This is a genomic window from Burkholderia sp. MSMB617WGS, assembly GCF_001532025.2.
Lineage (GTDB): Bacteria > Pseudomonadota > Gammaproteobacteria > Burkholderiales > Burkholderiaceae > Burkholderia > Burkholderia savannae.
In genome coordinates this window covers 2,330,564-2,352,578 of the sequence record NZ_CP013458.1, presented here as the reverse complement: position 1 = coordinate 2,352,578, position 22,015 = coordinate 2,330,564, and the positions used below count along the sequence as shown (strand labels likewise).

19 protein-coding genes are annotated in these 22,015 nt (G+C 69.0%); 11 read left to right on the top strand and 8 right to left on the bottom strand.

The window, feature by feature from the left end:
• The first annotated feature begins 866 nt into the window (after window positions 1-866).
• The 5 genes from WT60_RS31305 (at window position 867) to WT60_RS31275 (ending at window position 6,039) form a co-directional block, all read left to right on the top strand.
• Window positions 867-1,571, top strand: a complete 705-nt coding sequence (locus tag WT60_RS31305; RefSeq protein ID WP_197419400.1) for a LuxR family transcriptional regulator — start codon at window positions 867-869, stop codon at window positions 1,569-1,571.
• A gap of 363 nt (window positions 1,572-1,934) precedes the next feature.
• Window positions 1,935-2,765 (top strand): MetQ/NlpA family ABC transporter substrate-binding protein, encoded by an 831-nt coding sequence (locus tag WT60_RS31290; protein ID WP_060355194.1) that lies wholly within the window; start codon window positions 1,935-1,937, stop codon window positions 2,763-2,765.
• Window positions 2,766-2,781: 16 nt separating this feature from the next.
• Complete coding sequence (locus WT60_RS31285) at window positions 2,782-4,176, top strand: LLM class flavin-dependent oxidoreductase (protein ID WP_060355193.1); 1,395 nt, start codon at window positions 2,782-2,784, stop codon at window positions 4,174-4,176.
• Window positions 4,173-5,390, top strand: a complete 1,218-nt coding sequence (locus WT60_RS31280; protein WP_060355192.1) for an ATP-binding cassette domain-containing protein — start codon at window positions 4,173-4,175, stop codon at window positions 5,388-5,390. The genes WT60_RS31285 and WT60_RS31280 overlap by 4 nt, the downstream gene beginning before the upstream one ends.
• Complete coding sequence (locus WT60_RS31275; RefSeq protein WP_038750903.1) at window positions 5,383-6,039, top strand: methionine ABC transporter permease; 657 nt, start codon at window positions 5,383-5,385, stop codon at window positions 6,037-6,039. Before WT60_RS31280 ends, WT60_RS31275 begins: the two co-directional genes overlap by 8 nt.
• Window positions 6,040-6,173: 134 nt before the next feature.
• Here WT60_RS31275 and WT60_RS34165 read toward each other — a convergent pair whose 3' ends face one another.
• Window positions 6,174-6,686 (bottom strand): hypothetical protein, encoded by a 513-nt coding sequence (locus tag WT60_RS34165; protein ID WP_145986928.1) that lies wholly within the window; start codon window positions 6,684-6,686, stop codon window positions 6,174-6,176.
• Window positions 6,687-6,898: 212 nt separating this feature from the next.
• Between WT60_RS34165 and WT60_RS31270 the strand changes: the two genes are divergently transcribed.
• Window positions 6,899-8,074 carry an acyl-CoA dehydrogenase family protein gene (locus WT60_RS31270; protein ID WP_038750933.1) on the top strand — a complete coding sequence of 392 codons (1,176 nt, stop codon included), beginning with the start codon at window positions 6,899-6,901 and terminating at the stop codon, window positions 8,072-8,074.
• A gap of 52 nt (window positions 8,075-8,126) precedes the next feature.
• On the opposite strand, the gene WT60_RS31265 is transcribed toward WT60_RS31270, so the two are convergent.
• From WT60_RS31265 to WT60_RS31255, 3 genes are all read right to left on the bottom strand, one after another.
• Window positions 8,127-8,870 carry a hypothetical protein gene (locus WT60_RS31265; RefSeq protein WP_060355209.1) on the bottom strand — a complete coding sequence of 248 codons (744 nt, stop codon included), beginning with the start codon at window positions 8,868-8,870 and terminating at the stop codon, window positions 8,127-8,129.
• A 292-nt stretch (window positions 8,871-9,162) separates the two neighbouring features.
• Window positions 9,163-9,732, bottom strand: coding sequence for a hypothetical protein (locus WT60_RS31260; RefSeq protein WP_059646988.1), 570 nt, complete (start codon window positions 9,730-9,732; stop codon window positions 9,163-9,165).
• A 73-nt stretch (window positions 9,733-9,805) separates the two neighbouring features.
• Complete coding sequence (locus WT60_RS31255) at window positions 9,806-10,525, bottom strand: FadR/GntR family transcriptional regulator (protein ID WP_038750906.1); 720 nt, start codon at window positions 10,523-10,525, stop codon at window positions 9,806-9,808.
• A 367-nt stretch (window positions 10,526-10,892) separates the two neighbouring features.
• Between WT60_RS31255 and WT60_RS31250 the strand changes: the two genes are divergently transcribed.
• From WT60_RS31250 to WT60_RS31230, 5 genes are all read left to right on the top strand, one after another.
• Window positions 10,893-11,699 carry a (Fe-S)-binding protein gene (locus WT60_RS31250; protein WP_060355191.1) on the top strand — a complete coding sequence of 269 codons (807 nt, stop codon included), beginning with the start codon at window positions 10,893-10,895 and terminating at the stop codon, window positions 11,697-11,699.
• Window positions 11,696-13,144 (top strand): LutB/LldF family L-lactate oxidation iron-sulfur protein, encoded by a 1,449-nt coding sequence (locus WT60_RS31245; RefSeq protein ID WP_038750911.1) that lies wholly within the window; start codon window positions 11,696-11,698, stop codon window positions 13,142-13,144. The genes WT60_RS31250 and WT60_RS31245 overlap by 4 nt, the downstream gene beginning before the upstream one ends.
• Entirely contained in the window at window positions 13,141-13,878 is a 738-nt protein-coding gene (locus WT60_RS31240; RefSeq protein ID WP_060355190.1) for an LUD domain-containing protein, read from the top strand. Before WT60_RS31245 ends, WT60_RS31240 begins: the two co-directional genes overlap by 4 nt.
• 496 nt (window positions 13,879-14,374) lie before the next feature.
• Window positions 14,375-16,093 carry a lactate permease LctP family transporter gene (locus WT60_RS31235; RefSeq protein WP_059580182.1) on the top strand — a complete coding sequence of 573 codons (1,719 nt, stop codon included), beginning with the start codon at window positions 14,375-14,377 and terminating at the stop codon, window positions 16,091-16,093.
• A gap of 264 nt (window positions 16,094-16,357) precedes the next feature.
• Entirely contained in the window at window positions 16,358-16,795 is a 438-nt protein-coding gene (locus WT60_RS31230; protein WP_038750916.1) for a DoxX family protein, read from the top strand.
• Between the two features lie 146 nt (window positions 16,796-16,941).
• Here the strand turns inward: WT60_RS31230 and WT60_RS31225 are convergent, their stop codons facing one another.
• From WT60_RS31225 to efeB, 4 genes are read right to left on the bottom strand one after another with little or no spacing between them, the layout of a single operon-like run.
• A complete protein-coding gene (locus WT60_RS31225) occupies window positions 16,942-17,997 on the bottom strand; it encodes an ABC transporter ATP-binding protein (RefSeq protein WP_060355189.1) in 1,056 nt (351 codons plus the stop codon).
• A 22-nt stretch (window positions 17,998-18,019) separates the two neighbouring features.
• A complete protein-coding gene (locus tag WT60_RS31220; protein WP_060355188.1) occupies window positions 18,020-19,624 on the bottom strand; it encodes an iron ABC transporter permease in 1,605 nt (534 codons plus the stop codon).
• A 10-nt stretch (window positions 19,625-19,634) separates the two neighbouring features.
• Window positions 19,635-20,672 (bottom strand): iron ABC transporter substrate-binding protein, encoded by a 1,038-nt coding sequence (locus WT60_RS31215; RefSeq protein WP_060355187.1) that lies wholly within the window; start codon window positions 20,670-20,672, stop codon window positions 19,635-19,637.
• A 45-nt stretch (window positions 20,673-20,717) separates the two neighbouring features.
• Window positions 20,718-22,010, bottom strand: a complete 1,293-nt coding sequence (efeB, locus tag WT60_RS31210) for an iron uptake transporter deferrochelatase/peroxidase subunit (RefSeq protein ID WP_059647028.1) — start codon at window positions 22,008-22,010, stop codon at window positions 20,718-20,720.
• Between the last annotated feature and the right edge of the window lie 5 nt (window positions 22,011-22,015).

Genomic DNA, 22,015 nt, shown 5'->3' with positions numbered 1-22,015 from the left:
CGATTCCGAATCCAGGTCATGACATCCGCAAAACGGAACATCGGCATTGTTCGTTGTGGATATCATCGATGCGGTGACTTTCGATAGCGTCGTGCAATTAATTATGTAGCTACCGAAAAATAAATCAGGAAATCCGATGCCATTATTTTTTCATCGTCAATGAATGGACGCATGAAGCAAGATTTTCATCCGAGATACGAAATAGTTGGGGACAGTTTAAAAATAAACTGAACTTCGTTCTTCCTGAAATGGTCGGAAATGCCGTTGCCGAGCCGCCGTGACGAAGGGCCATCGTCGAGGGGGCGCGCAGCGCGCTTGTCGTCGACGCTCTTATCGCTCGCCCCGGACGTCTTTGTCGCAGGCGCGGCATGCGATCGTCGCGTTCGCCGGCGGCATTCCGGGGATTTCTTGTTCGATAGTCGATCGACGTTTGCCTTGCGTGCATCGAGCCTGCTGAAAATCGATCTTCAGCTCGCGGCGCTCGATCACCATGCGTACGAGGGCGCATGCCGCAGCCGGGCCGCGGCGGGCGGGGGCGCGCGTCGTCGAGCGGCAGCGTGTGGAGCAGCCTGTCCTGGGGCGAACGCTGTCGGAAAACATAGGAATTCGAACGATGCATGATCGATCGGTTATCCGGCGCCGGGAACGAATCGCCGTGCCCCGCCCGATCCATCGGGCGGCGCGGTTGCGCGCCGCGCGTCCGCGCAACGGCCGCGCACGCTTCGGGAGACACGCTCGCGCGACACGCGCGGCGAAGCCGCCGCCAAAGCGCGGCCCTTGCCACCTTGCCATTTCGAGCACGCTTTCTTCATTGCTTCGCTAATCTAATATTCTTACTTGAGCTGGGCGGTTCTATGTTCGAAGGCTTGTCAATTTGTTCGTTTAACGAAATTCTGAGCGCGACTTGCAAGAAGAGCCTCTTTGAGCAGACGGCGTACCACGTGCGTCAACTGGGCTTCAAGAACTTTGCGTATCGGCATCAGATCGCCGGGATGTCGTCGAGCCGCTGCATGCTCGACGGATTTCCCGCCGAATGGCGCCTGCGATACGACGCCGCCGACTATCTCTCGATCGATCCCGTCGTTCAGCACTGCCGTTGCCGGACCGTGCCGCTGATCTGGAACGACGAGCTTTACACGACGGGCCGCGCGAAGACGATGCGCGACGAAGCGAAGTCGTACGGCCTCGTCTATGGGCTCAGTTGCCCCGTTCACGATCGAAGCGGTGCGATCAGCATGCTCAGCATGGCGACCGACGATCCGTTCGAGCGCGACACGATCGACGTACTGCGGCTGCTGAGCCTGTCTCAACTGCTCGCGAGCTTCGTGCATGCGGCGATGCAGGAGCTGCTCGACTGCCGGCTGAGGCGGCAGGGCTCGTGCGATCTGACGGCGCGCGAGCGCGAATCGCTGCAATGGGCGGGGCGCGGCAAGACGGCTTGGGAAATCTCGAAGATCCTCGGCATTTCGGAGCGGACAGTCGTGTTTCATTTGTCGAACGCGGCACGCAAGATCGGCGCGAACAATCGCGCGCAGGCGGTCGTCATCGCATCGGCGCGCGGAATGATCTGACGGCGCACGCATGAAGCCGTTCCCGGACGAGCGGGCCGAGCGGACCGAGCGACGGCGGCGCGCATCGTGCGTGCGCCCGGCCGATCGGGCGCACGCAATGGGCATCGCGGCGCGCATGCCCGCCGACGCGTGCGACGCCACGACATCGCGCGAACGCGCGATCCCGTCCCGGCGCACGCCGCGCTATATCGCCCGTCGCGATTTACTTTGCGAAATCGCTTCGTAGACCCGTCCCGCCGCGCGGCCCTATCATCGATCGCAGTTCATTTCCCAAATGAGGCAGCCGCACCGTCGCATGAGCGCGGGCGGCCTCGCACGCCCGCCGACTTCGCCCGGTCCAGCATTCTGAAGAGAGAATCTCCTATGCAGTCTCGCCTCGTTCTTGCGCGCATTGCCCGGCGCGCTTCGCGCGTCGTTGCCGCCGCGCTCGCGAGCGCGGCGCTCGCCGCGCCGCTCGTGCATGCCGAATCCGCGCCGCTGAAGGTCGGCATCGCGACGAGCCCGCAGATCGACGCGCTGAAGATCGCCGCGAAGGAGGCGAAGGCGCAGGGGCTCGACGTGAAGATCGTCGAATTCACCGACTGGAACACGCCGAACGCCGCGCTCGCGAACAAGGATATCGACGTCAACTACTTCCAGCACATTCCATTCCTCGAGAACGCGAAGAAGCAGGGCGGCTACGATTTCGTCACGATCGCGCCGGGCACGATCATGAAGATCGGCCTCTATTCGAAAAAGATCAAAAGCTTCGACCAACTGAAGGACGGCGCGACGGTCGCGATCGCGAACGATCCCGTCAACGGCGGGCGCGGCCTGTTGCTGCTGCAGCGCGCGGGGTTGATCAAGTTGAAGCCGGGCACCGATTACCGTGCGACGACGCGCGACATCGTCGCGAATCCGAAGCATCTGAAGATCGTGCAGCTCGAGGCGTCGCAGCTCGCGCGATCGCTCGACGACGTCGATCTCGCACAAGGTTATCCGAGCTTCATCAAGCTCGCGGGCACGGCCGATCCGAACAGCGCGCTGCTGTTCGACGGGCTCGAGAACAAGCTGTTCGCGCTGCAATGGGTCGTGCGGCCGGAGAGCGTCGGCGATCCGCGCATCCGCAAGTTCATTGCGATCTACCAGCATTCGCCGGCGGTCAGGAAGGCGCTCGACAACGCGTTCGGCTCGCTGTACGCGGTCGCTTGGTGACGCCGGAGCCCATGCGATGGCGAAGAAGAAGATCCTGCTGAACGCGTTCAACATGAATTGCGTCGGCCATATCAATCACGGCCTGTGGACGCATCCGCGCGACCGCTCCGCGCATTACATCGATCTCGACTACTGGGCCGATCTCGCGCGCACGCTCGAGCGCGGCAAGTTCGACGGGATCTTTCTGGCCGATATCGTCGGCGTCTACGACGTGTACGGCGGCAGCGCCGATGTCGCGCTGCGCGAATCGGTGCAGGTGCCCGTCAACGATCCGCTGCTGCTCGTGCCGGCGATGGCGCAGGTGACGAAGCATCTCGGCTTCGGCGTGACCGCGAACCTCACGTACGAGCCGCCTTATCTGTTCGCGCGGCGGATGTCGACGCTCGATCATCTGACGAAGGGCCGCATCGGCTGGAACATCGTCACGGGCTACCTCGACAGCGCCGCGCGCGGAATGGGGCTCGCGAAGCAGATCGAGCACGACGACCGCTATGCGCGCGCCGACGATTACATGGACGTCGTCTATCAGCTGTGGGAGCGCAGCTGGGACGACGACGCGGTGATTCGCGATCGCGATGCCCGCGTGTTCGCGCGCCCGGACAAGGTGCGTCGCGTGCGCCACGACGGGCCGTATTACTCGGTCGACGCGATTCATCTGAGCGAGCCGTCGCCGCAGCGTACGCCGGTGCTGTATCAAGCGGGATCGTCGGCGCGCGGCGTCGAGTTCGCCGCCAAGCACGCCGAATGCGTGTTCGTGAACGGCCAGAGCAAGGCGGCCGCGCGCTCGGCGGTGGCGGACATTCGCGCGGCCGCCGCGCGGATCGGGCGCGATCCGGAGTCGATCAAGATCTTCGCGGGCATCACGGTCGTGACGGACGAGAACGAGCGGGCCGCGCGCGAGAAGTTCGACGAATATCGGCGCCACGCGAATCCGGAAGCGGGGCTCGCGCATTTCGCGAGCTCGACCGGCATCGATTTCTCGCGCTTCGGCCTCGACGAGCCGATCGCGCACGTGAAGACCGATTCGATCCAGTCGGCGGTCGACGCGATCTCGAAGAAGAGCACGACCGGCGCGTGGACCGTACGACGCATCCTCGATCAGATGTCGATCGGCGGGCGCTATCACCCGGTCGTCGGCTCGCCGTCGCAGGTCGCGGACGAGCTCGCGGCGTGGGTCGACGAAACGGGTGTCGACGGTTTCAACGTCACGCGCACGGTGATGCCCGAGTCGTTCGAGGATTTCGTCGACCGGGTCGTGCCCGAGCTGCAGAATCGCGGCCTTTATAAGGAGGACTACGATTCGGAGCCGACGCTGCGCGCGAAGCTGTTCGGCGGAAGCGCTCGGCTGCCCGGCTGGCATGCGGGCGCGCAACACCGGTTCGGCCGCGCGCGCGAAACCGAGAAAGCATGACGACGCGACGAGGCGATCCGATGGTGCAACTGCTCGACTCCCTGGGTTTCATCGAAAGCTCGGCCGCCGCGCGGCGCGGGGCCGCGGCGGCTTCGCATGATCCGACCGTGGCCGCGGCTGCCGCATCCGCAGCCGGCGCGGCGGTGTCGTTCGAGCTCACGAGCAAGGTGTTCGACGGTCCGCGAGGCCCGTCGGCGGCGTTGCGCGAAGTGACGCTCGACGTCGCGCGCGGCGGCGTGTTCGGCGTGATCGGGCGCAGCGGCGCGGGCAAATCGACGCTTCTGCGGCTGATCAACGGGCTCGAACGGCCGACCTCGGGCGCGGTGCGCGTGAACGGCGTCGACGTCGGCGCGCTCGACGAGCGCGGGCTCGTCGCGCTGCGACGCCGGATCGGCATGGTGTTCCAGCATTTCAACCTGCTATCGGCGAAGACCGTCGCCGAAAACATAGGACTGCCGCTGAAGATCGCCGGCGTGCGGAAGGCCGAGCGTGCGCGTAAAGTCGATGCGCTGCTCGATCTCGTCGGGCTCGCCGCGAAACGCGATGCGTATCCGGCGAGCCTGTCGGGCGGCCAGAAGCAGCGTGTGGGCATCGCGCGCGCGCTCGTCCACGATCCTGATCTGCTGCTGTGCGACGAAGCGACCTCGGCGCTCGATCCGCAAACGTCGCAGTCGATTCTCGCGCTGCTCGCCGATGTCAATCGGCGGCTCGGGCTCACGATCGTGCTGATCACGCACGAGATGGAAGTGATTCGCGCGGTGTGCGACACCGTGGCCGTCGTCGAGCATGGCGAGGTGGTCGAGACGGGGCCCGTGTGGCGCGTATTCGGCGATCCGCAGCACGGCGCGACGCGCGCGCTGCTGCGCACGCTCGTCCACGATCTGCCGGCCGATCTCGCGACGCGCGTGCGGCCGCTCGACGGCCGCGCGCCGCTGCCGTGCGGCGCGCAACTGCTGCTCGACGTTCGCTACACGGGCGCGGACAGCGGCGAGCCGGATCTCGGCGCGCTCGCGAGCGCGCTTGCGCGCAACGTGGGCGACACGGTGCGTTTCGTGCATGGCGGGCTCGATCGGATTCAGGGGCGCGCGCAAGGGCGGCTCGTGATCGCCGCGTCGCTTGCCGCGCGCGGCGCGGCCGGTCCGGAAAGGATCGCGGCCGCGCTCGCCGCCGCGCGCCGGCATGCGAATCGCGTGGAGGTGCTGGGCTATGTCTGAACTGTGGTTTCCCGAGCTCGCGGATGCGATCCGCGACACGCTGTGGATGGTCGGCGCATCGGCGTTCGTCGCGGCGCTTGCCGGCGTGCCGCTCGCGCTCGTGCTCGTCACGTCCGCGCGAGGCGGCATCTACGAGCGGCGCGGCCTGAACGCGGCGCTCGGCGCGGCCGTCAACGCGTTTCGCTCGACGCCGTTCATCATTCTGCTCGTCGCGCTGCTGCCGTTCACGCGCTTGGTGATCGGCACGACGATCGGCGTGTGGGCCGCGATCGTGCCGCTGTCGATCGCGGCGATTCCGTTCTTCGCGCGCATCGCCGAAGTGAGCCTGCGCGAGGTCGACAAGGGGCTTGTCGAAGCCGCGCAGGCGATGGGCGCCGAGCGGCGCCACATCGTCTGGCACGTGCTGCTGCCGGAGGCGCTGCCGGGAATCGTCGGCGGCTTCACGATCACGATCGTCGCGCTGATCGGCTCGACCGCGATGGCGGGCGCGGTCGGCGCGGGCGGGCTCGGCGATCTTGCGATCCGCTACGGCTATCAGCGCTTCGACACGGCCGTGATGGCGACGGTGATCGTGATCCTGATCGCGCTCGTCACCGTCGTGCAATTCACCGGCGATCGCATCGTGCGGCGGCTCGCGAAGCGCGTGTGAGCGTGGCGGCGCAACAGAGGGCTCGTCTGATGTCGAGCGGATCGCGCGAACGAAGGCACGCGGTGGCGTGCGGGAATCGGCGGCGCGCATTGCGCGAGCGCGTGCGGAAGGCCGCGCATGCGCGGCGGCGGGCTTCACGTCGGCTCCCGAAGAGTCTCACCTTCGAGCGGCCGCGTCGATGTGGCGCGCTCGCGCCGTTCCCGGTGCGCGGCGAAGGAGGGCGGACGACGAGCGCGGCGGACGCGCAGCGAATCGCGAGCGCCGCGACATTGACTGCGGAAACGCTCGCACATCGAACTGACATGCTCGTGCGTGACGATGGCGGCTTCCCACATGCGGCGCCGACGCCAACCCGCACGCCGCTGCCGCATCGTGACGATCGCGCGCCGACGGCCGTCACGATCGCCTTCGGCTGTCGACACCGCGCGTTCCGACCCGGCCGGAACCGGCCGAACGCGGCACGGTGTGCGACGCGCGCAAGCCGGGCGCACCAGCCTGGCGTGTCGATTCGCGCGCATCCGGATGGCCGCGTTCTCGTAAGTAATGTAAGCAATCCTTGTCAATCGGCCGGCGCGCGCGCCGCCGATCGACGCCGATGTGACGTCCGGCCGCCTGCCGCGCGTTTCGATTCGCGTCGGCCGGGCCATGTGACGCGATCATGTTCAGACACATATCTGTACATTGATTACAGTTGCGCAGCGCTAGTATTCGACGCACACCACACCGCTAATCGGGCGATCGACGATAACCGGCGGCGCGGCGTGCGCGGGCGCGTGTCATCGCGGCCCGCCGCCGCATCGACCGACAAGCCCACCATCTGGGAAGCTTTCGCATGAACGATCCACGAGTCCTGGTTGAACTGATTGCCGAAGCGAACCGGGCGCCGTACACGCTCGCCGAGCTGATCGCGGCGCTGCGCGCGAGCGCGCCGGAGCGCGACCGAGCGGGCGGCCACGCCGCGCACGAGAAGCGGTGGATCGCCGACGCCGGCCTGCTGACGCTTGCGGTGCCGCGTGAGTTCGGCGGCCAGGAAGCCGGCTGGCCGGTGATCTATCACACGATCCGCGCGCTCGCGCGCGTCGACAGCGCGCTCGCGCATCTGCTCGGCTTTCAGTGCCTGCAGATCGTCAGCGTCGACGTGTGGGGCAGCGCCGAGCAGCGCGAGCGTTATCTGCGCGGCACGGTCGAGCACAATTGGTGGTGGGGCAATGCAGTGAACCCGCTCGATGCGCGGCTCGTCGCGCATGCGACGGGCGACGGCGGCTATCGGCTCGAAGGCGTCAAGGGCTTCTGCTCGGGCACGCGCGGCTCGCAGCGGATGACGGTCTCCGCGCACGATCCGGACACGGGCAAGCCGGTGTTCGCGGTCGTGCCGACCGAGCGCGCCGGCATTGCCGTGCGCGACGACTGGGACCCGATCGGCCAGCGGCAGACCGATAGCGGCAGCGTGTCGTTCGACGGCGTGCGCGTCGAACCCGACGAGGTGCTGCATCGCTCGGAAACGCCGCCGACGCCGCGCGCGACGCTGCGCACGCTCGTGTCGCAACTCGTGCTGACGAACCTGTTCGTCGGTATCGCGGAAGGCGCGCTCGCCGAGGCGCGCGACTACGTGCAGCGGGCGGGGCGGCCGTGGGTGCATTCGGGCGTCGAACGCGCGGCGGACGATCCGTACACGCTGCAGCGCTTCGGCGACATGCGCGTGCAGACGGTGAGCGCCGAGGCGCTTGCGGATCGCGCGGCGCGCGCGCTGCAGGGCGCGTGGGAGAGGAAGGAGGCGCTCACCGCCGATGCGCGCGCGGAAGTCGCGCTCGCGATTTCGGAGGCGAAGATCGTCGCGCAGCGCGCGGCGCTCGACGTCAGCGAGGCGCTGTTCGATGCGTGCGGCGCGCGCGCGACGGCCGCGCCGCTCGCGCTCGACCGCTTCTGGCGCAACGCGCGCACGCACACGCTGCACGATCCGCTGGACTACCGGCTGCGCGACGTCGGCCGCCATGCGCTGACGGGCGCGCTGCCCGACGCGTCGCTCTACACGTGACGCGGCCGCGCGCGTCGCCCGTTCACGGCGCGCGCGATCGTCTTTCTCATCTTCATTCGACCGGCCGGCTCGCGAAGCGCGCGGCGAAAGCCTCGAATGCGGCGACGTCGGCGCGCGGCATGCCGATGGGCGCGTCGGCCGGGGCGTCGTCGTTCATCTGCACCGGCTGGCAGTCGATCAGATGCCGCGCGCTCGGAAATTTCGACATCCTAGGCAATCGGTAGCGCAGCCGGAAGAGGCGCGGCAGCACGCCGCGCGGCTTGTGCAGATCGTCTATTTGCTGCACCGACGCGTCGAACCAGAAGCGCGACCACGCGGCCTGCTTTTTTTCGCCGCGCGGCGCGGCGATGAATTCCGTCAGCACGAGCAGGATGTACGGGATGTCGTGTTGCGCGAGCGTCGGCCATGCCCACAGCTTCAGCACGTCCGCGAGCTCGATCACGCGTATGAAACGCGCGATCCCGAACGCGGACGCCGTCTGCCGGATCGTGTGCAGATGCCGCTGCCAGTGCTGGAAAAAGGTCGCGCGCTGCCGGTGGCCACGCTCGTCGAGCGGCGGGCCGACGTGGACGGCGAGCGGGTTCGGCAGCGCGTCGTTCACGAGCGGGCAGCGCGCGAACTCGCCCGCGAGATGAACGAATCGGCGCGCGTGCGAGCGGTCGCGCAACTGCACGACGTACAGCGCCTCCAGACAGAGCGGACAGCGCGCCCACCCGCGCGGGACGGGGTCCGCGCGAAAGAGTTCGTCGACGTGGACCAGTCGATCGTCGACCGGGTGCAACGCGTATTCGAGCATCGGCCGTGCTTTCATGTCGGTGCCGGTCCGGTCCCGGGCGACGCGGCGCTTGCGCGCCGGCGCCGCATGCGGGCCGTGAGATCAACGAAGTCAACCAGGATCAGCCAAGAATCGGTATCCCGAATCAGACACGCGACATGTGACACGTTGATGTGAAGTCCGTGACGATTCGTTGTCTCGCTGTCTCGCTGTCTCGTTGTCGACGGACGGCGCGGCGTGCGATCGGGCGGCGGCTCACCGCCGCTCGCCGATGCGCATCGCCCGCGCGATTGATTGCGCGACGACCGAGCGCTCATCGCGCAGCGCCCAGCGACACGCGCAGCCCGTCCATGATCCGTTGATAGCGCGCCGTCACGTCGTCGCGCGGCACGACGTTCGCGCTCGAGAAGCGCTCCGACCACGCGGGATTCCAGCGATACGTGCCGTGACCGATGCGGTCGCCGTCGGGGCTCGCGATCGTCGACTTGATGCGCGCGTCGTGGCCCGCGCCGGAATGCGTGTCGAACAGCGCGTCGAGGTACGACTGGTACGCGCGGTACACGTCGTCGTCGAACAGGTGGCGGTAGATGTGGATCGTCTGGTCGAGCTCGCGCTTCGTGCGGATCACGTCGTCGGGCGAGATGTCCTTCCACGGGCCGACCCACGTGTAGAAGCACAGCAGGCGGTTGAGGAGCGGCGCGACCGTGTCGTAGACGGCGAGCCGCTTTTCGATCAGCTTCTGGTTCGTCCACTGGACGAGCTCGAGCTGCTTGAGCCGGTGGCTGACGAGCCAGCCGAACGCAGCGACGGAAAGCGGCGTGAGGACGTCCGCGACGAGCTTGACGATCTCCAGCGAATTCCATGGATGGTCCGGCGTCGGCATGCGGGCTCCTCGTCGAAAAGCCCCAATTTAGCATCGGCCGCGGCGCTCGAGGCGGCCGCGGCGCGCCGGCGCGCTACGCGGCCTGCTCGTACAGCGTGCGCACGTATTGCAGATGTCGCTCGGCCGCCGCGCGCGCGCGTTCCGGGTCTTTCGCGGCGATCGCTTCGTAGATTTCGGTGTGCTGCTCGAGGAGCGCGCGCTCCAACGCGTCCGCATGGTTCACGAGCCGGTGCGACTTGTGCATCGATTCCTGCAGCAATCCGTGGATGCCGTGCATCACGTGGATCAGCGCGACGTTGTGCGTCGCGTCGGCGATCGCGAGGTGAAAGTTCGCGTCGACTTCGGCGAGCCGGCCGGGCTCGTGCTTGAGCGACAGGCCCGCGAGCGCGTCGAATGCGTCCTTGATCCTCACGAGATCGGCTGGCGTCGCGCGTTCGGCCGCGTATGCGGTCGAGATCGTTTCGAGGCCGTGGCGCAGCTCGAGCACGTCGTGGCTCGTCTCGGGGTTCTGCAGCAGCAGATCGGCGAGCGGATTCGACACGACGGGCGCCGTGATGTCCGAGACGACGAAGCCGCCGCGCCCGACCGAGCCGATGAAGCCGTCCGCCTCGAGCCGCACGAGCGCCTCGCGCAGCGAGGGGCGCGACACGCTCAGCTGCGCGGCGAGCTCGCGCTCGGTCGGCAGCTTCTGGCCGGGCAGCAGCTTGCCCGCCGAGATGAGCGACTTGATCTGGTCGGACACCACGTCGGACAGGCGCACGCGGGTGTAGGACTCGACTGGCTGAAACGTCATGCACGGGCCTTCTGGACGGTTGGGTGGCGCGGGCACCGGCTTTCGCGGCCGAGCGTTCGCGCGCGTCGGCCGGCTCGCGCCGGAGCGTGCGGCGGCCGCGCGGAATTATACCCGGCGGGGCGCAGGCGGCCGTTCGAGCCAATGCCGGAGCGGGTTTCGGCGCGATCGGCCGGGTTCGGATCGGCGTTTTCCCTGATGGCCGCGACATTGACAGCCGGTCGCCATCTCACTATCTTGGCCAGCGTGGTCAGACCAACATGACCAAGTATAGGTCATCGAAACCGGCCGCGCGCGAACGCGCGGCGATTCGTTGAAGCAAACCGTTGAAGCGAAGAAACGGCCGCGACGAGCGGCCGGGATGAAACACATGGACCAATCCCCGCAGGCCGCCGGCTCGTCCGGCGGCGCCCGCGAGACGCCGCGCGTCGGCCTGTTCGTCACGTGCCTCGCGAATCTCTTTCGGCCGAGCGCCGCGCTCGCCGCCGTGCAGTTGCTCGAAGCGGCCGGCTGCACGGTCGACGCGCCGCGCGCGCAGACCTGCTGCGGCCAGCCGGCGCTGAACAGCGGCGACTTCGACGGCGTGCGCGGCATCGCGCGCCGCACGATTGGCGTGTTCGAAGGCTACGACTACGTCGTGGCACCCTCCGGCTCGTGCATCCGCACGCTGCGTCACGACTACCCGGACCTGCTCGCGAACGATCCCGCGTGGAAGCCGCGCGCCGAGCGGCTCGCCGCGCGCGCGCACGAGCTGACGAGCTTTCTCGTCGACGTGCTCGGCTGGGCGGGCCCGGAGCGCGCCGCGGTGCCCGACTGCACGCTCGCCTACCACGACACCTGCTCGGGCCTGCGCGGCCTCGGCATCAAGGCGCAGCCGCGCGCGCTGCTGTCGCGCGTCGGCGGCGTCGAATTGAAGGAAATGAAGGATGCCGAAGTATGCTGCGGCTTCGGCGGCACGTTTTGCGTGAAGTACCAGGAAATCTCGACGAAGATCGTGTCCGACAAGACCGCGAACGTCGCCGCGAGCGGCGCGACCGTGCTCGCGGGCGGCGATCTCGGCTGCCTGATGAACATCGGCGGGCGACTGAAGCGCGAAGGCAGCCCGGTGCGCGTCTATCACGTCGCCGAGGTGCTGACCGGGATGAACGTCGAGCCGATCTGCGGGGAGGGCGAATGAGCGCGCAACCATCGGCCGCGACGACGAACTTCAAGGCGCGCGCGAGCGCCGCGCTGCACGACGCACAGCTTCAGGAAGCGCTCGGGATGCTCGGCGAGGGCTGGATCGAGAAGCGGCGGCGCGTCGTGTCGCTGCTGCCCGAGTTCGAAATGCTGCGCGAGCGCGCGAAGGTGGTGAAGGATCACGTGCTAGCGAATCTCGACACGTATCTCGAACGCTACGAAGCGGCCGTCACGTGCGCGGGCGGCGTCGTTCACTGGGCGAGCGACGCGGCCGAAGCGCGCGAGATCGTGCTGAAGATCTGCCGCGACGCGAACGCGAAAACCGTGACGCGCGGCAAATCGATGGTCGGCGAGGAGATCGGCTTGCCCGCCGCGCTCGAGGGCGCGGGGATGGAAGTCGTCGAAACCGATCTCGGCGAATACATCGTGCAGCTCGCGCACGAAGGGCCGAGCCACATCGTGTTCCCGGCGCTGCACAAGACGATCGGTCAGGTTACCGAACTGTTCGCCGGGCATCATTCGGCCGCGCAGTACGACGGGCCGCGCGAGACCGTCGCGGACGTCGTCGGCGAAGCGCGCCAGGTGCTGCGCGACAAATTCTTCGTCGCGGACGTCGGCATTACCGGCGCGAACTATCTCGTCGCCGAGACGGGCTCGAACGTGATCTGCACGAACGAGGGCAACGGCGATCTCACGTCGACGCTCGCGCGCGTGCACATCGTGACGGCGGGCATCGAGCGCGTCGTGCCGACGCTCGACGACGTCGCGCTGTTCGTGCGGCTGCTCGGCCGCAGCGCGACGGGGCAGGAGATCACGTCGTACACCACGTTCAGCACGGGCCCGAAGCGCGACGACGATCTGGACGGGCCGCGCGAGTATCACGTCGTGCTCGTCGACAACGGCCGCACGCGGATGCTCGCGGGCGAGTTCCGCGACATGCTCCGCTGCATTCGCTGCGGCGCGTGCATGAACCACTGCCCGGTGTACGGCGCGGTCGGCGGGCATGCGTACGGTTGGGTCTATCCGGGGCCGATGGGCGCCGTTCTCACGCCGCTCCTGCAAGGCATCGAGCACGACACCGATCTGCCGAACGCGTGCACGCTGAACGGGCGCTGCGCGGAGGTGTGTCCGGTGAAGATTCCGCTGCCGACGCTGCTCAAGAAGCTGCGCGGGATGCAGTTCGACGCGCGGCTCACCGCGCCCGGCACGCGCTTCCTGCTGCGCGCGTTCGGCGCGATCGCGCGGCGGCCGGCGCTCTATCACTGGCTGACGCGCGTCGGTGCGCGCGTGCTGCGCGCACTCGGCGGCACGCGCGGCAGCATCGCGCGCGTGCCGTTCGCGTCCGGCTGGACCGATTCGCGCGAATTGCCGAAGCCGCCGCCGCGCACGTTCTTCGAGACGTGGGACGCGACGCGCGCGAACGAACAGAGGGGGCAGCGATGAGCGGGCGCGACGACATTCTCGGCCGTATCCGCGCGGCGCTCGGCAGCGACCGCGCGCGGCTTGCCGCGCAGTTTCCGGCGCAGACGATGGGCGCGGGCGCGTCCGCCGCGCCGAATGCGCATGCCGCATCCGGCGCGGGCGCGGCGTCTTTCGCCGGCCCGGCCGCCTCGGCCGCTTCGGCCGCCGCGTGCGGGCCGGCGATCTCGCTCGGCGGCGTCGACCTCGTCGCGCGCTTCGTCGCGAAGGCGCAGCAGGTGTCGGCGACGTGCGCGCACATCGCGACCGCCGCCGATGCGCCCGCGGCCGTCGACGCGTATTTGCGCGAAGTGGGCCTCGCCGATGCGCCGCTCGTCGTCGCGGCGGCGCTCGAGGCGCTGCCGTGGCGCGCGCACGGCGCGCTGCCGGGCGCCGACCTGCGGCGCGACGGGCTCGTCAGCGTGACGCCGTCGTTCGCGGCGATCGCGGAGACGGGCAGCGTCGTGTGCCTGTCGTCGAGCGCGACGCCGACGTCGCTCAACTTCGTCGCCGCCACGCACGTCGTGCTCGTCGATCGCAGCGCGATCGTCGCGACGATGGAGGACGCATGGGCGCGCGTGCGCGCGACGATCGCGACGCTGCCGCGCGCGGTCAACGTGATCACCGGGCCGTCGCGCACCGCCGACGTCGAGCAGACGGTGCAGGTCGGCGTGCACGGCCCGAAGCGCGTGCTCGTGCTGATTCGCGACGACGCGTGAAAGCCCGCGCGGAAATGACGGCGGCGGCGCGCTGCGTTTCGGCGTGGCGCGCCCGGCGAATCGCGCGGCGCGGCATCGCGCGCGGCTAGTCGAAACCCGCGACGGCGCGCGAGACGGCCGGACGAGAAATTACGGTATGCAGATCATTTCGCGGCGGCGCCGCGATGCCGCGAACGCACCATTCAACACGCGAGGCGCGGCAGCAAGACATGCGACGCAAGAAGTAAGAGGCGACAACAAACGACGCAAGACTGCGCAAGACGGCGCGCGGCGATGCCGAGCGCACCGAAGCGAAAACCGGACGCGGCACGCCGGCGATTCGAAGACGTAGACATTCCCCGACAAGCAGCATCAGTCAGACGCCATGCGACGCGCGTTCTCCACGCACGTCGCTCACGTCGCGCACAGACCAAAGCGCCGGCACGGACCGGCGCGCCGATTCGGACGGCCGCGAGGCCGTCGCCCGATTCAGATTCACTCATGGAAGGAGACACACGTGCAGGTTTGGAACCAGGTCTATCTGCCGCTCGGCGGCGTCGGCTGGTCGGCGCTCGCAGCCGGCGCGCCGATCATTCTGTTCTTCGTGTCGCTCGCGGTGTTGCGGCTCAAGGGACACGTCGCGGGCGCGCTTACCCTCGCGCTTTCGCTCGCCATCGCGATCGCCGTCTACGGCATGCCCGCCGAGCGCGCGTTCGCATCGGCGGCCTATGGCTTCGCGTACGGCTTGTGGCCGATCGCATGGATCATCGTCACCGCGGTGTTCCTCTACAAGATCGTCGTGACGAGCGGCCAGTTCGACATCATCCGCAGCTCGATCGTGTCGCTCACCGACGATCAGCGCCTGCAGATGCTGTTGATCGGCTTCTCGTTCGGCGCGTTTCTCGAAGGCGCGGCGGGCTTCGGCGCGCCGGTGGCGATCACGGCCGCGCTGCTCGTCGGCCTCGGCTTCAATCCGCTCTATGCGGCGGGACTTTGCCTGATCGCGGACACCGCGCCCGTCGCGTTCGGCGCGCTCGGGATTCCGGTGATCGTCGCGGGCCAGGTGTCGGGCCTCGATCCGATGGCGGTCGGCGCGATGGCGGGACGCCAGTTGCCGCTCATGTCGTTTTTCCTGCCGTTTTGGCTCGTGTTCGTGATGGACGGCGTGAAGGGGGTGCGCGAGACGTGGCCCGCCGCGCTCGTCGCGGGCGGCAGCTTCGCGGTCGTGCAGTTCTTCACGTCGAACTACATCGGGCCCGAGCTGCCCGACGTGACGTCGGCGCTCGCGAGCCTCGTCGCGCTCGCGTCGTTCCTGAAGGTGTGGCAGCCGAAGCGCGCGCGCGAGGCCGCACGCGCGGCCTCGATCGTGTCGGCGGGCGGCGGCGCGCTCGCGCTGGGCGCGATGCCGGGCGGCATGGGCGGCGCGCGCGCGACGGGCGGCCGGCAGCCTTCGCCGTATTCGTTCGCGCAGATCGCGCGCGCGTGGTCGCCGTTCGTCGTGCTGACCGTGATGGTGACGATCTGGAGCATGAAGCCGTTCAAGGCGCTGTTCGCGAAGGGCGGCGCGCTCGCGTTCACGACGCTGCAATTCCACATCCCGCATCTCGACAAGCTCACGCAGAAGATGGCGCCCGTCGTCGCGCACCCGACGCCCGTGCCCGCCGTGTTCAACTGGGATCTGCTCGCGGCCACGGGCACCGCGATCCTGCTGTCGGCGATCGTATCGATGGCAATCCTGAACGTTTCCGCGCGCACAGGCATGCGCACGTTCTTCGAGACGTTGAAGGACCTGAAGCGCCCGGTGCTGTCGATCGGCCTCGTGCTCGCATTCGCGTTCGTCGAGAACTTTTCGGGAATGTCGACGACGCTCGCATTGCTGCTCGCGGGCACGGGCGCGGCGTTCCCGTTCTTCTCGCCGCTGCTCGGCTGGATCGGCGTGTTCCTGACGGGCTCCGACACGTCGTCGAACGCGTTGTTCTGCTCGCTGCAGGCGACGACCGCACAGCAGATCGGCGTGTCGAGCACGCTGCTCGTCGCGGCGAACACGACGGGCGGCGTCGCGGGCAAGATGATTTCGCCGCAGTCGATCGCGGTTGCGTGCGCGGCGGTCGGCCTCGTCGGGCACGAGGCGGATCTGTTTCGCTTCACGCTGCGGCATAGCCTGTTCTTCGTGCTGATCGTCGGCGTGATGACCTGCGTGCAGGCGTACTGGCTCACGGGAATGGTCGTGCATTGAGCGTGGCGGGGGCGAACGTGCGTGCGCGTTCGCCGCCGATCGTGACAGTGCGGACTGTCTCGTCGGAATCGGTCGATACGTCGCGCAAGCGGGCTCGCGTTCATCCGCTGTGTCCCTGTTTGCACCGATTCGCGCGGACAGCCGTGTAAAGATTTGCTACAACCTTTTGCTTGGAACGACGGACGAGACCTCCTATTCTGGCGGATTTACGAGATACGCCGCGCGCGGCGCGGCCCTCGTCGATCGATCATCAGGAGGTCATGCATGGCGCGTTCCGTCGATTCCGGCGTCATATTCTTCGCACGGCTCCTGCTCGCCGTGCTGTTCCTCTGGGGCGGCGCGATGAAGCTTCTGGGCTACGGCGAATTCGTCGGTTATCTGAAGGGGCTCGGCGTGCCGTTCACGCAGGTCGCGGCGCCCGCGATCGTCGCGCTCGAAGCGCTGGGCGGCCTGCTGCTCGTCGTCGGCTACAAGGTGAAGCCGCTTGCGCTCGTGCTCGCGCTCTACACGATTGCGACCGCGCTGATCGGACACAACTTCTGGGACGCAACCAATTCGGCCTTGCAGCGCGACATGGCCGTGCACTTCTGGAAGAACGTCGCGATCGCGGGCGGCTTCCTGCTGCTGTACGTGACGGGCGCGGGCGGTGCGAGCATCGACGGCGCGCGGCGGCCGTCGTCGTCGTACGGCTCGCTGCGCTGAGCGCGTTGCGTGCCGTGCAACGCTCGCGATCATCGTGACGCGTTCGAATCCGATTCGACGAGCGAACCCGCGACGCGCTTATTTTCCTGCCCGATGAATGATGCGGCGCCGCGTGCGCTTCGCCGGCGCGCGGCGCGCGCTCACGCTCAGCGCGGATACGCGATCACGTCGTCGTCGACCGCGATCGCGATGCGCTCGCCCGCCGGCGCGCATCGATAGCCCGGCACGCGAGCGCGCACGCGCGTATCGGGGGCGTCGACGAGCCGCGCGTCCAGATAGGCATCCTGGCCGCCAAACGTCGCGCCGAGCACGATCGCGTCGCGCCAATGCGCGTGCTCGTCGCGCGGCTCGTGCGCGCGACGCACGCGAATCTGTTCGGGGCGCAGCAGCGCGTCGACGGGGCCGTCGGGCAGCGGCGCGCGAAGCGGCAGACGCCCGAGCGCGCAAACGACGAAGCCGCGCTCCACGACGCCTTCGATCAGCATCGCATCGCCGATGAACGTCGCGAGTTCGCGCGTCGCCGGCTGCCGATACAGCGTCTCGGGCCTTGCCGTCTGCACGATCCTTCCATGCCAGAGCACCGCGACTTCGTCGCCGAGCGACAGCGCCTCGGGCTGATCGTGCGTGACGAGCACGGCCGTCGCGCGCGCGGCGGCGAGCGCGCTGACCACCGCCGCGCGCGTGTCGAGCCGCAGCGACGCATCGAGCGACGAAAACGGCTCGTCGAGAATCACGAGCGACGGTTTCGGCGCGAGCGCGCGGGCGAGCGCGACGCGCTGCTGCTGGCCGCCCGACAGTTGTTGCGGCGCGCGCCGCGCGAACGCGGCCGGCAGCCCGACCATTTCCAGCAGTTCGGCGACGCGGTGTTGCGCGCGGCGCTGCGCGCGCGGTAGGCCAAACGCGATGTTCTCCGCGACCGACAGGTGCGGAAACAGCGCGCCTTCCTGCGGCACGTAGCCGATGCGCCGCGCTTCGGGCGGCACGTGCGCGCCGGGCCCGGCGACGCGCTGCCCGTCGATGTCGACGGTGCCTCGCTCCGCGCGCTCGAAGCCGCACAGGATGCGAAGCAGCGTCGTCTTGCCGCTGCCGGACGGGCCGAGCAGCGCGAGCAGCGCGCCGCGCTCGACGGTAAGACTCACGTCGTGCAGCACGGCGTGGCCGCCGAACGATTTGCACACGCGGTCGATTCGGAGTTCGCTCATGGATTCGCAAGAAATTTGAACGTCATGCGTCGACGCTCGGCGAAGCGCGCACCGCCGAGCGGCCGAGCAGCACGAACAGCAGCGCCGACGCGGCGAGCGACAGCGCGACGAGCAGCGCCGCGTACGGCGCGGCGGCGGCGAACGCGAGCGTCGACGTATCGCTCCAGACCTGCGTCGCGAGCGTGCGCGTGCCGATCGGCGACAGCAGGATCGTCGCGTTCAGTTCGGTGACGACGCAGATGAAGACCATCGCCGCCGCCGCGCCGAGGCCGGGCGCGGCGAGCGGCAGCAGCACGCGGCGCGCAGCCTGCGCCCAGGTGAGGCCGAGCGCGCGCGCGGTTTCCTCGAGACGGGGTTGCGCCTGTGCGAGCGCCGCGCGCACGCCGACGAGCGCGAGCGGTAGGAACAGGATCGCATAGGCGCCGATCAGCATCGGCGCGCTTTGATAAAGCGGCTGCATCAGCCGCACGGTCAGCGAGACGATCGCGAGCGCGACGACGATGCCGGGCATGCCTTGCGCGACGAACGCGACACGTTCGAGCACGGCCGCGATGCGGCCCGGATGGCGCACCGACAGGAAGCCGAGCGGCAGCGCGAGCGCCGTCGTGAGCGCGGCGGCGCACAGGCCGTAGCCGGTGGACGCGAGCGTCGCGCGCCACAGCAGCTCGGGCGATACGTCGGCGGGCGTGACGGCCGCCGCGCCCTGCTGCGTGAGCCAGTAGCCGATCGTCGCGAGCGGCACGCCGAGCGTCGCGACGGCGAGCGCCGCGAGCCCCGCGATCGCGCACCCGCGCCACGCGCCGAGCGCGTAGCGATGCGCGGCGCGGCGTGCGCCGCGGTGCGTGGCGTCGTAGCGGGCGCGGCCGCGCACGCGCAATTCGAGCGCGATGCAGACGAGGCACAGCGCGATCAGCGCGCAGCCGAGCAGCGACGCGCCGCCGCCGTCGAAGTCCACGCGGTATTCGGCGTAGATCTCGGTCGTGAAGGTGCGAAAGCGCAGCAGCGCGAACGCGCCGAACTCGGACAGCACGCCGAGCGCGACGAGCAGCATCCCACCCAGCAGCGCGGGCCGCAATTGCGGTAGCACGACGCGCCAGAAGACCTGCGCGGGGCGGCAGCCGAGCGTGCGCGCGCTTTCCTCGAGCGCCGGATCGAGGCCGCGCAGCGCCGCGGCGACGGGCAGATAGACGAGCGGAAAGTACGACGACGCGAGCACGATCAGCGCGCCGAGAAAATCCTGCAGATCGAGGCTGATCGATACCCACGCGTAGCTCGTGACGAAGGGCGGCACGGCGAGGGGCGCCGCGGCGAGCGCGGCCCATCCGTTGCGCGCGGGCAGGTCGGTGCGCTCGACGAGCCACGCGACGGCCGTGCCGAGCACCGCGCACACGAGCGTCGCGGCGCCCGTGATCGCGAACGTGTTGCCGAGCAGCTCGGCGACGATCGGGCGGAACAGCAGCTCGCCGATGTCGTTCGCGCCGAGCCGGGCCGCGCGATACGCGGTGAACGCGATCGGCAGCAGCACGGCGAGCGGGCCGAGCGCCGCCGCGGCGACGAGCCCGCGCGGCGCGCGGCCGCGAACCGGTGGCGGCGCGGCGGCGCGCGCGCCGGTGACGACGTCGCTCATTGCCGCCCGCTCAGAGAAGGCCGGCCCGGCGCAGCAGCTTGCCGGCCTGGCTGTCGTCGCCGAGCTGCTTGAACGTGATCGCGGGCGGGCTCAACTGATCGAACGGCTTGAGAATCGGATCGGGCGCGACGCCCGGGCGCAGCGGATATTCGAAGCTGACGCGCCCCTTCGCCATCAGGCTCTGCGCGCGCTCGCCGACGAGGTACGCGACGAACTTCTGCGCGTCGGCGCCGCGCTTCGACGCCTTCGTCACGGCCGCGCCCGATACGTTGACGAGGCCGCCGACATCGCCGTTCGCGAAGTGGAACAGCGCGCTGCGGGTCGATTTGTCGCCGAGCTCGGCGTGCAGGCGCGCCCAGTAGTAATTGTTGACGATGCCCGTCGCGACCGCGCCGCGGTTCACGGCGGCCGTCACGCCTTCGTCGTCGTCGAAGATTTGCGCGTTGGTTTTCAGGCCCTTCAGCCACTGCAGCGTCTGCGCTTCGCCCTTCAGCGCGAGCATGCCGCTCACGAGCGGCAGGAAGTCGGCGTCGCTCGGTGCGACGCCCACGCGGCCTTTCCATTCCGGCTTCGCGAGATCGACGAGCGACGCGGGCAACTGCGGCGGCTGAATCTTCGCGGTGTTGTAGATCAGCACGTTCTCGCGCGCGAGCACGCCGACCCAGTCGCCGTCGGGCGAGCTGAAGCGCGCGGGCACGGCCGCGAGCGTCGCGGCGTCCGTCTTCGCGAGCAGCCCCTTTTCGGCGAGCAGCGCGAGCTCCGGCGAGTTCTCGGTGAAATAGACGTCGGCGGGCGTCCTGTCGCCCTCGGCGACGAGCTGCGCGGCGAGCGCCGGGCCTTCGCCCGTGCGCACCTTCACGGCGATGCCGGTTTGCGCTTCGAAGTCCTTCACGAGCTGGTTGACCACCTGCTCGTGCTGCGCGCTGTAGAGCGTGAGCGTGGCGGCCGATGCGAGCGGCGCGGCCGCCGCGAGCGCGACGGCCGCGGCGGCGGTTGCCGCGGTTGCGGCCCGGCGGCGCAGCGCGCGGGCGATGTGACGTGTGTTCATGGCGCAATGCCTCCTGCAATGGTTCGGAATCTTGATCGTCGGCGCTTACGCTTCGAACAGCGCGGCGCCGATGTACGAGCCGGGTCGTGCGCCCGGCGGGCAAGCGAAGATCGCGCTGCCGACGTGCGTCGTGAACTGGTTCATGATGTCCAGCTTCGCGAGCTTCTCGTTGATCGGGATGAAGCCGCGGCGCGGGTCGCGCTGGTGCGCGACGAACATCAGCCCCGCGTCGTATTCGGTCTGCTGGCGCCACGGCGGCCAACGCTCGATGTAGAAGTTCGTGCTGTCGTTGTACGAGTACGCGCGGCGCAGGATCTGCGCGCCGTCGTTCAACTGCGGCGACGCGAGGCGCGCGTGCGAGTTGTCGGGAATGACCGAATTGCCGTCCTTGTCGACCGCGTCGAGATCGAGCGGCTCGAACTCGCTCTTCCGGCCGAGCGGCGCGCCGCTGTACTTGTGGCGGCCCACCACCTGTTCCTGGAAGCCGAGCTCGGTGTTGTCCCAGTGCTCGAGCGTGATGCGGATGCGGCGCACGACCGTGTAGGTGCCGCCGTTCATCCACGCGGGGCCTTCGCCGCCGGCCCACACGAATTCGTTCATCGCGGCCGGATCGGACATCGGCGGGTTCATCGTGCCGTCCTTGAAGCCCATCAGGTTGCGCGGCGTCTCGCCGGGCTTGCCGGACGTGAAGCCGGCCTGCCCCCAGCGCATTTGCGCGGCCTTCGCGCCGATGCGCGCGAGCTGGCGCACCGCGTGGAACGCCACCTGCGCGTCGTCCGCGCACGCCTGGATGAACAGGTCGCCGCCCGTTTTCTCCGGCAGCAACTGGTCGCCGTTGAAGCGCGGCAGGTCGACGAGCGCGGCGGGGCGGTGCTTCGCGAGCCCGTAGCGATCCTTGCCGGCGAGCGTGAACATGCCGGGCCCGAAGCCGAACGTGATCGTCAGCCGCGCGGGGCCCAGGCCGAGCGCGTCGCCGCCGTCGACGGGCGCCGCGTCTTCCCCGCCCGACGTCACGAGCGGCTGCGCGGTGTCGCCGCGCGTCAGGCGCGCGGCGGCGTCGGTCCAGGCCTTCAGGAGCGCGATCACGTCCGCGCGCGTGGTCGCGCTCAGGTCGAGCGCCGCGAAATACGCGTGGCGCTGCTGCGGCGTCGCGATGCCGGCCTGGTGCGTGCCGTAGAACGGCTCGACGCCGTCTTGCGCGGCCGCCGCCGCGGGCGCATCCGCCGCCTTCGCCGCGGGCATCGTCGACGCGGCGAGACTCGCGGCCACCGCCGCGCCGCCGGCCTTGAGGAAGCCGCGTCGCGCGGGGCGCGGCGGCGCTTTGAGATCGTCTGCCATGATCG